8 protein-coding genes and 1 pseudogene are annotated in these 13,518 nt (G+C 60.3%); 8 read left to right on the top strand and 1 reads right to left on the bottom strand.

All coding sequences use genetic code 11. The annotated features are described in order from the left end of the window. A pseudogene (locus AC3A3W_RS10630) lies at positions 1-930 on the bottom strand (hypothetical protein); the annotation flags it as partial. Positions 931-1,482: 552 nt separating this feature from the next. Between AC3A3W_RS10630 and AC3A3W_RS10625 the strand changes: the two are divergent. From AC3A3W_RS10625 to pglZ, 8 genes are all read left to right on the top strand, one after another. Then, complete coding sequence (locus AC3A3W_RS10625) at positions 1,483-2,340, top strand: ARPP-1 family domain-containing protein (RefSeq protein ID WP_487442607.1); 858 nt, start codon at positions 1,483-1,485, stop codon at positions 2,338-2,340. Positions 2,341-2,463: 123 nt separating this feature from the next. Next, entirely contained in the window at positions 2,464-2,658 is a 195-nt protein-coding gene (locus AC3A3W_RS10620) for a helix-turn-helix domain-containing protein (protein WP_487442605.1), read from the top strand. A gap of 88 nt (positions 2,659-2,746) precedes the next feature. Next, on the top strand, positions 2,747-3,370 hold the full coding sequence (locus tag AC3A3W_RS10615) for a DUF1819 family protein (RefSeq protein WP_487442603.1): 624 nt from the start codon (positions 2,747-2,749) through the stop codon (positions 3,368-3,370). Then, the gene (locus AC3A3W_RS10610; protein ID WP_487442601.1) at positions 3,367-3,975 is read left to right on the top strand and encodes a DUF1788 domain-containing protein; all 609 of its coding nucleotides are present in this window, start codon (positions 3,367-3,369) and stop codon (positions 3,973-3,975) included. The genes AC3A3W_RS10615 and AC3A3W_RS10610 overlap by 4 nt, the downstream gene beginning before the upstream one ends. A 3-nt stretch (positions 3,976-3,978) precedes the next feature. Further along, positions 3,979-7,509 carry a BREX system P-loop protein BrxC gene (brxC, locus tag AC3A3W_RS10605; protein ID WP_487442599.1) on the top strand — a complete coding sequence of 1,177 codons (3,531 nt, stop codon included), beginning with the start codon at positions 3,979-3,981 and terminating at the stop codon, positions 7,507-7,509. A gap of 12 nt (positions 7,510-7,521) precedes the next feature. After that, positions 7,522-8,643: a hypothetical protein gene (locus AC3A3W_RS10600; RefSeq protein ID WP_487442597.1), complete on the top strand. Its 1,122-nt coding sequence runs from the start codon at positions 7,522-7,524 to the stop codon at positions 8,641-8,643. Then, positions 8,543-10,939 carry a BREX-1 system adenine-specific DNA-methyltransferase PglX gene (gene pglX, locus AC3A3W_RS10595; protein ID WP_487442596.1) on the top strand — a complete coding sequence of 799 codons (2,397 nt, stop codon included), beginning with the start codon at positions 8,543-8,545 and terminating at the stop codon, positions 10,937-10,939. Before AC3A3W_RS10600 ends, pglX begins: the two co-directional genes overlap by 101 nt. Further along, a complete protein-coding gene (gene pglZ, locus AC3A3W_RS10590) occupies positions 10,936-13,434 on the top strand; it encodes a BREX-1 system phosphatase PglZ type A (protein WP_487442594.1) in 2,499 nt (832 codons plus the stop codon). Before pglX ends, pglZ begins: the two co-directional genes overlap by 4 nt. The last annotated feature ends 84 nt before the right edge of the window (positions 13,435-13,518 follow it).

Here is a 13,518-nt window from a genome sequence, read left to right as displayed (position 1 = left end):
GTTGACCGTAAGAACAGAGCCGACCTTCAGATCACCCGTAATCGTCGGGACCGGAGCCGGGCCAAGCGACCCCGGAGCGATTGCTGGTGTCTCGACAGGGGCATGGCTGATGCGATTACCGGCCGTGAAACTTAGAACAGCGCCTAGATCGGCCTCCACGATGTCATAGTCGATCGACTCCGCTCCGCTGATCTTGATTCCATCGCGGTACCACTGAGGCGATCGAATCCATTCGAGATACTCTGCGTGCCACCCCGCGGGAACGGCAAATACCGCGGTTAGTCGCTGGCCCACCTGGGTCTGGCCTTTGATGGTGATGCCCGGATCGGGAAGCGTGATAGGCGGGACTGAAACGCCGGCTGATCTGGCCTCTGTGTAACGAGCTATTCCCCATTGTGCGGCACTTACAACGACATGAATCTGGCCTTGGCCGACATCCGGTAACCCGGGCCGATATGTCGGATCTGTCCGGGCACCGGTGACTTGTTCTTCCCCGCGATACCAGGTGTACTGCCAGCCGTAGAGAGGGGTCGGAGACCATGAACCGGGAGTTGCGAAGAGTTCCTCACCGAAGGTCGGGTCTCCGATGATGGTCGGCTTGGAGGAGACGGTGAAGGCAGGAAGATCGCTGAGGGCGGCGACCTCGGTACCGAGGTCGGTGATTCCCGGAGCATCAAAGACAATTTCCCGCGCGGACGCGTATCCCTCAGCGTCGTCGAAGGTACTTTTGCCGCCAATCCACTTGTCGGCGAAGAAGAATGGTTTGCGGCTGCCCCACCCGTAGCTGTCCATAAGCCGCACTTTGTAGACCGTTCGGCTGTCGGCACGGAAGTTGAAGCGTCCATTGGCATCCGTAATTGTGCGCGCGCTCATGTCCTGGGAGCCTGAACCGTAAGGCTTGTCCGCTTCCGTATAGACGATTACGTCCATACCTGCCGCCGGCTCACTGTCGGGTCCTACGATCCGACCCGTAATTTTTGAATCATAAGCGGGCGTAAATGCTTGCGCCGACAGTGCCCCTGACAGAAGCGACCCAAGCACCAGGGCAGCAGCTACCGTTACGGCAATAGGTCGAGCTACGGTCAAGCTTTTCAAAGTCCCCCCAGGGATACGGTCAAAAGAGATAAGGCGAAGTTTAGCTTCTATCCGGAGACCTGATTTGCAGGACACTTCCGGCTAACCTCAGTGCTGGAGCCGCGCTCCGTCCTGCTGTACACGGTGCCGGAAATGGCGCGCGCCTGAGCCTCTAAGAGCCAGTGACTTTTCGGGTATCAAGGATGTCACGCACGCAGTTAGAGCCATCCTTGTGCATACACGCGTAAGGAAGCGGTAGATCACTTCCGGCAGGAACTGCGCGCTTGGCTAGCATGAGATCACCCACAGGCAACAACCGGGGACCCGGTTGGCCTTGGGGCACCGGTGCGATTTGAAGCTTGGTGACTCAGCAAACGCTGTTGAAATTAACCTGACCCGAGAGGCTCCATGGACTTCCCTCAGCTCCACGTTGGCATTAGTCGACAGTTCGGCCCATTCACCATCTTTCCGGTCTGGTCCGACAACCCGGGGAACCTCGGTCTGACAACTGGGGCTCACGCCCCGCTGGACGTCAGCGAGGTAGCGGGAGGCCCTGAAGTCAATCGCCTCAGGGTCCGGAATACCACATCAAAAGCGGCGCTGCTGGTCGAGGGCGAACTCCTCGAAGACGACCACCAGCACCGCGTCATCGTTGAGAGTCTCGTCCTCGGCCCGGGCGAGCAGGCCGAGCTCCGAGCGGCTCGTGTCGAGAATGGAAGCTGGGGCGCAAGTACCGAGCACACACGCCGGACCCGGCATGCTCCCCTGCACGTCCGTGCAGGGCTAGCCGGGCTGGGGTGCCTCGCCGAAAGAACCGACGGCGGTATCCGTGCTCACAGCGCCGCCGACCTAGAGCAGCCGGCTCCGCTTGAAGGGCAGCGCGGTGTTGTTGTTGGCCTCCTAGGCAGGGCGCTCATGCTCGAACTGTTCGGTACGTCCACACTATTCGCACGGCACTGGAAACAGATCGCCGACTCCCTCCGCTTGGAGGAACGCCACCTTATCCGGCACACCACCGGACAGAGCGCGCGCGACTTTGCAGCTGCTCTATCGGCCGTGGACAGGTACCGCCTCCTGTCACCTGACATGCATCCAGTCACGGACCAGCGTGGTCCCATGCGCGTCCGCCAGGTACACACCACCATCGGCCGCTTCGCGTATAACGGGGTGAGCGTAAGCCGCCCCGATGCAGAGCATCAGTTCGCCCACCTAAGCGTCTGGGACACGGCTCACCCTCTGATCTCGTTTCGAAAGAGAACACCTTAAGCCTTACGCCTCCCTGAGAATAGGCGTTAACCGGACATGCACGGTCAAACCGGGTCAAAAGAGGGCTCTCAGGTAGTATCAGGGGGCGGCCCCAGAGGCCGCAAAAGTACTGAGAGGACCGACATGCCCGAGCCTTGGCTCTCTGCTGACGACATCGCTGTGCATCTCGGCATCACGAAGGACACTGTCTATTCCTGGATCGCCGACAAAGGCATGCCCGCGCACAAGATCGGGCGCCTTTGGAAATTCCAAGCCAGCGAGATCGACGACTGGGTCCGAGGTGGTGGCGCCGATGCATCCGGACTCGGTCCCGACTGATTGACTGTCCCCTTCAAACTGCCTAGACGTTAACATCGGTCAGCCCGTATATCCTGATCCACTGCCCAACTCGCGAAAAGAGGCCCCGTTGACCGCAAGCCTCCACTCACATGAGCGCTATGCACTGTCATTCACCAGCGGTGGGCTCCTGGTGCGCGAGGCAGACGTGATCGTCGCCGAATATCTCCGCTCGCGCGATTGGGTGGCGGTACGTCATGCGGTCACTGAGCAGAACCTGTTGCAGGCGCGTACGACTTCGTCGAGTGTCCGCGTGACGCGGGAAACGATCCAGCGGCTGGGCGTCTTCGATGATTCGGAACTTGAACTCCTCGCAAAGTCGAGTCTCACCGAACGCTGTCACTTGATGTGGGCCGCTGCATGCCGTCGTTACGAGCTGATTGGTGACTTCGCGGAAGAGGTCGTTCGCGAACGGTTCCTCGTGATGATCCCAACGCTCTCCACCGAGGACTTTGAGCGGTTCATGACGGGCAAAAGCTTGTGGCACCCCGAGCTTGACGAGTTGAAGGCCTCAACGCGCGCCAAACTCCGGCAGAGCATCTTCCGCATGCTGCACGAAGCGGGCCTCCGCAGCGAAGAAGGCGCCATCGTTCCGGCGGTGCTCTCAGAGCGAGTCCACGAAGCCCTTGCGGCACGCCGCCCGAGCGACATCCGATTCTTCCCCACCACTCTGCCTATGGAGGCGACGCGATGAGCACGACCAAGCGAAGCCTCATGACCGATGAGAAGCACGTCTACGAGGTGCTGCGCAGTACGCGGTTCTTGAAGATGGAGGGCCTCTCCAAGGAGGTGCCGTTCTTCATCTATCACTACCCGCCCGCGTGGGCGCGTGAAGTCGACGACCTCCGCGACCGCATCATCACGAAGCTCCGCAGCGACGACGGATTGATTGTCCTGGAGATCAACCTCTACGACCTTGCCGTGCAGCTCCTCAGAGAACGTGGCGTGTGGCATCGCCTCTTGGCACTGGAACCGGACATGGACAAGGCCGAGTTCCGCGAGACGCTGCAGGGCATGCTCGACCCGCACGATCACCTCGCACCCGCGATACGTGACCGTCTCGAACTAGAGCCGAGCGACATGGTCTTCCTCGCAGGCATCGGCGAGGTGTTCCCCTTCATTCGCACCCACACGGTGTTGGAGAACCTGCAGAGCGTCGTGACAGGTCGTCCGATGCTGGCGTGGTTCCCGGGGACGTACGAATTCACGCAGACCAGTGGTCACCAGCTGCGGGCGCTGAACCTCAGCGCAAGCGACAGCTACTACCGGGCCAAGGACATTTTGGAACAGGAAGCATAAGCGATGACCACGATTAACGAAATCTTCGCCAAGCCGATCAGCCGGCCCATCGAGGGAGTCATCAAGGCCGATGACACCTCGCACCTCGCTACCGAGGTCGAGGAGTATGTCCTCACGAACGAGGCAGCCAAGGGCCTCGAACACGTGCTGGAGGCCTACACGAACTACACGAACGCCAACCGCGTCTGGAACAACGGCGTGTGGATCTCGGGCTTCTTCGGCTCCGGTAAGTCACACTTGTTGAAGATGCTCGCGCACCTGCTCGGTGACATCGACGGCCACGACTACCCGCGTGCCAAGGTCTCCGGGTACTTCCGCGGGAAGGCAGACGACGCGTTCCTGCCCGCGCTGATCGAAAAGGCTGACCGCATCGCCGCGAAGAGTCTGCTGTTCAACATCGACCAGAAGGCCACGCTGATCTCGAAGGATCAGAATGACGCCCTCCTCAAGGTGTTCGTGAAGATCTTCGACGAGTCCCGCGGGTACTACGGCAACCAGGGCCACATTGCCCGCTTTGAACGCGACCTCGACAGCCGAGGGCAGTACAACGATTTCAAGTCCGCATTCGAGCGCATCGCTAGTATTCCGTGGACCCAGGGACGCGAGCAGGCTGCGCTCGAAGCCGGGCACATCGATCAGGCCTTCGCCGAGGTCAACGGCACCGAGAGTCCCGGCATCATCCGTCAATACAGCACCAGCTATTCAGTCTCGATCGAGGACTTCGCCGACGAGATCGCAGCCTGGCTGGACCAGCAACCCGATGGGTTCCGCCTGAACTTTTTCGTTGATGAGGTCGGCCAGTTCATCGGCACGAACAGCCAGCTGATGCTGAATCTCCAGACCATCGCCGAATCCCTAGCCACCAAGTGCAAGGGGAGGGCGTGGATCTTCGTCACCTCGCAGGAAGACATGGAGAAGGTCGGCGGTGACCGCACGAAGTCGCAGGCCAACGACTTTTCCAAGATTCAGGCCCGATTCACAAACCGGCTCAAGCTCACCAGCCAGGACGTTGAAGAGGTCATCCGTAAGCGCCTGCTCGACAAGACGGATGTTGCTAAAACCGATTTGACGGCGATCTACGCGACTGAGCGCGCGAACTTCAAGACCCTCTTCGACTTCGTCGAGGGCCGCCACTATCCGAACTACCGTGACGAGACTCATTTCGTTGGCACATATCCGTTCGTGAGCTATCAGTTTCCGCTGTTCCAGTCCGCGATCGAGGGCATTAGCGACCACAACATCTTCGAGGGGCGCAACAGCTCGGTCGGTGAGCGTTCAATGCTCGGTGTCGTGCAGGAAGTTGCCCGCGAGCTGGCCGACAGGCCTCTCGGCCAGCTCGCCTCATTCGACCAGATGTTTGAAGGCATCCGTGCCTCGCTGAAGTCAGCGAACCAGCGCGCGATCAACGACGCGGAACGCAGCCCGTCGCTGCCGCCGCTTGCGATTCGCCTCCTCAAGGCCCTCTTCCTGGTCAAGTACGTGGATACCTTCAAGGCGACGCCGCGCAACCTCACCGTGCTGGTCTACGACCGTTTCGGTACCGACCTCACGCAGCTGGGCAAGGACGTCAACGAGGCCCTTGCCGCGCTGGAAGCGCAGACCTACATCCAGCGCAACGGCGACGTCTACGACTACCTCACCAACGAAGAGCAGAAAATCGAGCAGGAGATCAAGAACGTCGACATCGACAATTACGAGGTCTCCAAGAAGCTCTCCGACCTGCTCACTGGCTCGGTCATCAAGGCGACCAAGGTCGTCTACGGCAAGAACGGCCAGAACTTCCCGATCGGGTTCAAACTCGACGGGCAGGCGATGAGCAAGCAGCACGAGCTCGCCCTGCACTTCACCAGTCCCGAGACCGAATTCAGCCTGGAGCAGATCAAAGCCCACAGTGCCGGTCTGGATGAACTTCGCGTTGTGCTCCCGCCCGAGACCGACCGGATCCTCGCCGACCTGCGGCTCCTGCTGAAGACCGCGAAGTACGTCAAGCGCGCCCAAGGAGCCAGCCGTACCCCGATCGAGCAGACGATCCTGCAAATCAAGGGCACCCAGAACGCCGAGCGGGAGAATGAGATCGTCGAACGCCTCCGCACCGCTGTCGGCCGCTCGACCCTGATTCACAACGCCGGCATCCTTGATGTCACCTCGGCTGATGCCGTGACTCGGATAAACGACGGCTTCCAGAAGGTCATCGCTGCGACGTACACGAATCTCACTCTGCTGGGTGGCATGAGCTTCACTGAGCAGCAGCTGTCCACTTTCGTGAACCCGCCTGAGGGTGGCCTGTTCGGGGAGACCGCCAGCATCCTGGCAGTGCCCGGTGACGATGTCCTCGCGCACCTGGAGATGAGCGGTAAGCGCCACGTGCAGGTGACGATGAAGCACCTTCTCGGGAAGTACACGACCAAACCTTACGGCTGGGACCAGTGGTCGATCGCCGCCGTGGTGGGCTACCTCGCCGGTGGATCAAAGATCGAGATCCAGCTCAACGGCAAGGTGCTCGCGCGCACCGAGATAACCCCAGCGCTGCGCAACACGCAGAACTACCCGAACATCGTCATCGCCCTCCAGCGGGTGTTCGATTCGAAGGTGGTGGGTGCATTCCGGAAGTTCGTGATCGAGTTCACCGACGACGGGGCGATCACCAAGGATCCGCTGGAGCTTGCACGGGCGGGCAAGGAGCATCTTGAGGCGAAACTTGCTGAATTGAAAGCCCTGCGCACCGGGTCCCGGTACCCGTTCATTGACCAGCTCGACGAGCCGATCCGGATACTCGACGAACTGTGCAGCAACAGGGCGGAGTGGTTCGTCACCGACTTTGCCGGCGCAGATGACCTGCTCGACGCGAAAGACAGCGTGATTGACCCGATCAAGGCGTTCTTGCATGGCGCTCAGCGTGGTATCTATGACTCCGCCGCAGCGTTTATGCAAGCGAATCAGTCCAACATCGCCTACTTGCCTGCCAGCACTACTGACGCGGTTGCGTTCGCTCTAGAGGACCCGCAGATCTTCCGGGGCAGCAAAACTACTCAGTTGGGCGTTGCGGTCAAGGCCTTGCAGGACCAGCTCGGCGACGTGATTGAGAAGCAGCGCGCTGCCGCCACGGCGGACATCAAGGCACGTTGGGATCAGGTGCCCGCCAGCCGGTCATACAGTGATGCGACCGAGGCCGCCCAGCAAGCGGTGACACGTACGGCCCAGGGCGTGCTCGACCGAGTCCAGCACGAGACGCAGATCCCCGCGATCAAGAATCTGGCCTCGCAGTTCGCAGACTCGATCTACCCGCAGATTCTCGATGAGCTGGACGCGGCACGAGTTTCCCCGGTGTCGGAGCCACCGATCCCCGGAACCGACGCGAGTTCAGAGCCGACACCGGTGCCCGCCCCGGTCAAGCAGAGCGTCTCGATCACGAAACTGGTGCTGCCCGGCGCTGGTCAGGTGCTCGAAACAGAGGCCGACGTCGACGGCTACCTCAATCAGCTCCGCACGACGCTGCTCGCGACCATCCGTGACAACAAGCGCATCACGCTCTAGGACGGCAACGATATGGACACAAAACCTCTGGAGCGCTTCGCCACGCAGGCACGCCGCGAACTCCTAGCAGCCGTCGACGCGCAGGCCACCGCCGTGCTCGCCCCAGCATCCGTTACCCGCACCGAGCGCGGCGAAGTGGTGAAGAAGCTCGAAGCCGAGATCGCTGCACATGGCCGCGGCCACGTGATCGACAAGGTTGCCTACATCTGGTTCAACCGCATCATCGCGCTGCGCTTCATGGACGCCTGCAGCTACACCGACGCTGGTGTCGTTTCGCCCGCTCGAGGCCAGGCGCATGGCCAGCCAGAGATCCTCGCGGATGCCAAGCGCGGCAACCTCAATACCGACGTTGTGAGCAACAAGAACACGGCAGAAGCGATCATTGGGCTGCTTGACGGTACACGCCGCAGCACCGATGCTGAAGGCGAAGCCTATGCGCTACTTCTGACCGAGTACTGCCACTACTGGCACAAATCGATGCCGTCCATGTTTGAGCGCGAAGGCGACTACACGGAGCTGCTCGTGCCCACGGGGCTGCTCGCGGACGGAGCGATCCTATCCCAGGCGCGTGAGGTACTCACTGAAGGCGTCTGCGACGACGTCGAGGTGATCGGTTGGCTCTACCAGTTTTACATCTTGGAGCGGAAAGGCGAGGTCTTCGCCGGATTCAAGAAGAATAAGAAGGCCGGGGCCGATGAAATCCCCGCTGCAACTCAGCTCTTCACTCCGCATTGGATAGTCCGCTACCTCGTCGAAAACTCCCTCGGGCGTTTGTGGATGCTCAACCGGCCGGCCTCACGCCTCGTCGATCAGATGGACTACTACGTCGCCCCGGTTGACGACCAGACCGACTTCCTGAAGATCACTGGTCCAGAAGAACTGACCGTGATCGACCCCGCGTGCGGCTCAGGGCACATGCTCACCTACGCCTTCGACCTGCTCCACGCCATCTACGAGGAGGAGGGCTACTCGCCCTCAGACATCCCAAGCCTGATCCTCACCTACAACCTCCACGGTACGGAGATTGACCCGCGTGCCGGGGTCCCTCGCTGCGTTTGCGCTCACGATGAAGGCCCGGGCAAAACAGCGCACGTTCTTCAGCAAGCAAGTCGAACCGAAGATCTGCGTGATTGAGCCGATCTCGTTCGGGCAGAACGAGATCGACTTTCTCGCTACCGAGAATGGCGATCGACGCGAGGAAGAACGGTTCTGGAACCAATTCGCGCATGCCGACACGCTCGGTTCGTTGATTCAGCCCAATCGTGGTTTGACCACTCTGTTCTCGGGCCACCTCGCGACGCTCGACGATGGTGGGGAATTGCTCCTGACCGACACTCTCGAACGAGCCCAGCAGGTGTTGACGCAGGCTGAGTATCTCGCTACTGGCTACTCTGTGCTCGTAGCAAATCCCCCTTACATGGATGCTCGAAACATGGGCCAGGTGCTGTACGACTACTTGGTCGAGCACTTCCCGACTGGGTTCACGGGTGTCGACCTTGCCTTTGTCCTTCGCGCACAGGCACTAGTGCGACATAGGGGCAACCTTGGGTTGCTGAGCATGGACAGCTGGCTAGGCAACTTTGAGTGTGCTGGCTTTCGGGATGTCGTGCGCCAAAGGTTGGCGCCAAGAATTGTCCTGCATCTAGGTGCCCGAGCCTTTCCTGAGATAAAGGGTGAGGTCGTGCAGGTATCGGCCACACTGTTCCAGAACATTGCCCCGGGTTCGGCGAAGTGCATGTTCATCGCAGCGACCAAAGGGGCCACCGAAGACGCCAAGATCGCGCAGTTTCGGGACTCTACGCGGCGATTCACTCACCGACTCGACTGGTTTGATGTCTTTCCCGGCCGCGTCTTCACCCCCTATACAGCCTCCGAAAGCGCCCATAACACTTTCGCTTCTGCGCCGGCCATGACGTCGGTCGCGGAAGTCCGTACAGGCCTACAGACAGGCGACAACAATCGGTTCCTGCGTTATTGGTTCGAGGTCTCGCTCGGCAAAATTCGCTCGGATGATGCATCCGTATCGGAGCGTTGGGTTCCCTACGTCAAGTCAAGTTCGCCGACCCGATGGTTCGCACGAGAAGATCTAGTTGTTGATTGGCAGGACGACGGCGCCCACATCCGAGCGCATCAAAGTTCGGTGGTGCGCAATTCTTCCTACTACTTCCTGCCTGGCGTCTCCTACGGCGGGCTTGCAGGCAATTTGAAGGCGCGCCTCGTGTCTGCGGGTGCAGTTTTCGATCAAAAGAATTCGATGGTGTTTCCCGTCGGGCAGACGACTACAGCCCAGCTTCTTGCCCTTATGAACAGCGCGGCCTTCGAGACCCTTGCACGTCTCATATCGCCCAAAGGGTTCGGGGTTGGTACGCTCGCAAAACTCCCCATTCCGCTGGGCGCGTTGAATGCTCCGCGAATCGAAGAGATCGCGCAACGAGCGATTGAACTTACGCGATATACCTTTGATCGATCCGAGACGTCTCGGGGGTTCATTGGCCTGGAATCGATCCTGCTGGGCAAAGAGAGTGTCTTGGATCTTCGACGCGGCGTGAAGTTCGCGCACGAGAACGAGGCACGGATTCAAGCCGAACTGAAGCAGCTCGAGCGAGAGAATGAAGCGCTATTTCAAAATGCACTTCTCGCTGTCGCCGATGACTCGCAAGCGGGTACGTTGGAGACGCCGGAGACGCAGGCCTCTGAAACGTCTATCGCGCGAGACATCGTTTCGTTTGCAGTCGGCTGCATGTTCGGTCGCTACAGCCCGGACGAGAAGGGCCTTATCCTCGCCGACCAAGGCGCAACCCTTCAGGATTACCTTGTGAAGGTACCGGAGCCGACTTTCCGGCCTGACGCCGACAACGTAATCCCCCTCGTCGACGACGGCTGGTTTGAGGATGACATCGTCGAGCGGTTCCGGCAGTTCCTGCGCACCGCGTTCGGGGCGGAGTATTTCGAGGAGAACCTGCGCTTCGTGGAAGAGTCGCTGGGGGTGAAGACACTGCGCGACTACTTCATTACGAAGGCGGGCAAGTCGAAGTTCTACGACGAACACGTGCAGCGGTACCAGCAGCGCCCAATCTACTGGATGTTCTCCAGCCCCAAGGGTTCGTTCAACGCGCTTATTTACGTGCACCGCTATAACCCCTCGACGGTGTCCACGGTCCTCAATGAGTACCTGCGCGAGTACCGTGCCAAGTTGGAGGTCGCACGCACCAACGCGGAGCAGGCGGCTGCCGCGGGCTCTACCAGGGACCAAAAGGAAGCCGACCGGTTGCGCAAGGTGCTCGCGGAACTTCGTGACTACGAGCACGACGTGCTCTACCCCTTGGCAACTCAGCAGCTCACCATTGATCTCGACGGCGGCGTGAAAGCGAACTACCCCAAGTTTTATCCGGCGCTGAGGAAGATCAAAGGGTTGGAGGCGGCAGAGTGACGAAAGCGTCTTCGATCTTAGACCACCTCGCGGCACGCTTCGATCAGCACCGCCTGGTGGTGTGGCACGACCCCGAAGGCAGTTACGCCACCGACGTCGACGCCCAAGCGCCGCCCGGTGTAACGGTGCTGCGTGTCCAGAACGACGAGTTCTCAATCAAACACCGCGTGCTACGCGACGAGCCCAGCACAAAGTTTCTGATCTATCGCAGCGGTCCTGTTGCTGAAGGGCCGGACAACTGGCTGCTAGATCTCGAACTCGCGTACGGTGTGTTCACCGCAGATCACCGCGCGCTCATGCGGGCAGACCTCGGCCTCATGACGCCCGGATCCGAAGAACTTATTGCTGAGCACGGGACGTTTTTTGGTGACGCGAAGCTGGTTGCGAAGCTTAGGCCGTTGCTGAGCACCAACGATGATCTCGCCAAGGTCCGGGCGAAGATGTGTGCGGCCGTGCTCGACCAGAAGGAACACAGCTTCTCCGAGCTGATCCGTACGCTGCTGGTGCAGCACGCTGCGGGCGACAGCGCCGGCTACGAGGCGCTCGTCAAACAGGGGCTTGCCGACTTTCATTGGGCAGGGGCCGCGAACATCTACGGTTACCACTCTGAGACGCCGACCATGGCCGGTTTCGTGCTATGGATGTTCAAGCAAGCCCTGGGCGGGTTCGCGGCCACGACCTCGAACGCCGCGCGCAACATTGAGATCGACTTTCGTAGCTTCCGGAATGACCGTCAGAGCCTGGTCGCTCTAAAGAAGCTCGCGCTTCAGGCTGAAAGTGACTTGGACTACGTCGAGCATGCTAAGGACGCGTTGCTTGCTGAACTCGTGGCCACCGACATTTTCGACGCGGGTGAGAGAGAGATCATCCGCCGCTTGATCGACGGCATTGCCGCCCAGACGATCCAGCCGAGTGACATTGCGGACATGATCCGCACCCGTCGCCGTGACAGCATTTGGTTTGACGACTACGCGACGCTTTATGCGGCGCTCGGCGCGGCGGCCGAGCTGATCCCGGCGATCCGTTCTGCACGGATCGACGTGTCGAGTTTCGATGATGGCTTCTGCCGTTACCGCGATGATCTCTTCCGCATCGACCAGCTCTACCGGCAGTACACGCTCGCATCGCAGACCGCGGAGTTCTCGCAGCCGTTGGAAGCGCTGAACGAGCAGGTGGAGAACGCCTACGTCACCGATTTCCTCTCCAAGCTCGGGATCAGCTGGCAACAACAGGTCGACCAGGTCGAGACGTGGAAGTCGCTCGCGATTACCTCGCAGAGTTCTTTCTACCAGCACTACATCGCCCCGCAGGTGCGAGGTGGACGCAAGAAGGCCGTCGTCGTCATCTCCGACGCGCTGCGCTACGAGGTCGCCGACGAACTGACTTCCAAGATCCGCGGCGAGAACAAGTACGACGCCAAGATCGAGGCCGTTCTCGGGGTATTGCCCAGCTACACCCAGCTTGGGATGGCGTCGCTGCTCCCACACAAGACACTCGCGCACTCCGAGAACGGCGACCCTGTGCTCGTCGACGGTCAGCCCTCATACGGCACGGCGAACCGCTCGAAGATCCTTAGCTCCGTCGGCGGCACGGCAATCCAGGCCACCGATTTCCTGAAGATGAAGCCCGCGGAGCGGCGCGATCTCTACGCAGCGCACCAGGTGCTGTACGTCTTTCACGACACCATCGACGCAACCGGTGACAAGGCGGCGTCGGAGCACCGGACGTTCAAGGCCGCGGCTGATGCGATCGATGACCTTGTCGACATCGTCAAGAAACTTGCAAACGCGAACGCGACGAACATCTTCGTCACCGCAGACCACGGCTTCCTATACCAGGAGTCGAAGCTGGCACCACAGTTCAATCTGACCGTGAAGCCGCAGGGCGACAAGGTCGTGGTCGCGAACCGCCGTTACGTTCTTGGCCGAGGGTTGAAGGAAGATAACGCGTTCCGCCGTTTCTTGCCCGAGCAGCTCGGGCTGTCGAGTGATCTGGAAGTTCAAATCCCGAACTCGATCTGCCGGATCGTCAAGCCTGGTGCCGGGTTCCAGTTCGTCCACGGGGGTGCGTCGTTGCAGGAAATCGTGGTGCCGGTCATCTCGATCAACAAGGGACGCTCCGACACCGTCGAGCCTGTGAACGTCGACATCCACCCGGAGTCGGACAAGATCACGACCGGTCAGATCGTGGTGAAGCTCTTCCAGCAGAGCGCTGTCACCGATCAGCGCACTGCGAGAAAGCTGCGTGCAGGCCTCTACTTCGGTGATCAGCTGATTTCCAACGAGCCCGAGTTGCTCTTCGATGCCGAGAGCGCCGAGGGGCGTGATCGGTTCCAGACTGTCCGTCTGCTGCTGAGCAAGGACGCTGATGGGGCGAACAACCAGCGCGTGGAGTTCCGGCTCTCCGAGCCGATCGGTGAAACCGGCGAGTGGAAGAAGTACAAGAGCGTTCCGTACATGCTCAAGCGCTCCTTCACAACGGACTTCGACTTCTAGGAGCACTCTTGAGCGAGAACATCGACCTAACCCTGGTAGCGCCCATCGCGGATGCCTATGACGCCGAGCCCTCCGAGGGAGGCG

The organism is Arthrobacter sp. Soil_N43, assembly GCF_057655195.1.
Note: the sequence above shows the minus strand (reverse complement) of the source record. Positions and strands in the feature narration are given on the sequence as shown.

What these genes read in the sequence shown, in the direction of transcription:
- brxC (WP_487442599.1), top strand. Translation starts at nt 3,979, where the DNA reads ATGACCACGATTAACGAAATCTTCGCCAAGCCGATCAGCCGGCCCATC.
- AC3A3W_RS10625 (WP_487442607.1), top strand. Translation starts at nt 1,483, where the DNA reads ATGGACTTCCCTCAGCTCCACGTTGGCATTAGTCGACAGTTCGGCCCA.
- AC3A3W_RS10610 (WP_487442601.1), top strand. Translation starts at nt 3,367, where the DNA reads ATGAGCACGACCAAGCGAAGCCTCATGACCGATGAGAAGCACGTCTAC.
- AC3A3W_RS10620 (WP_487442605.1), top strand. Translation starts at nt 2,464, where the DNA reads ATGCCCGAGCCTTGGCTCTCTGCTGACGACATCGCTGTGCATCTCGGC.
- AC3A3W_RS10600 (WP_487442597.1), top strand. Translation starts at nt 7,522, where the DNA reads ATGGACACAAAACCTCTGGAGCGCTTCGCCACGCAGGCACGCCGCGAA.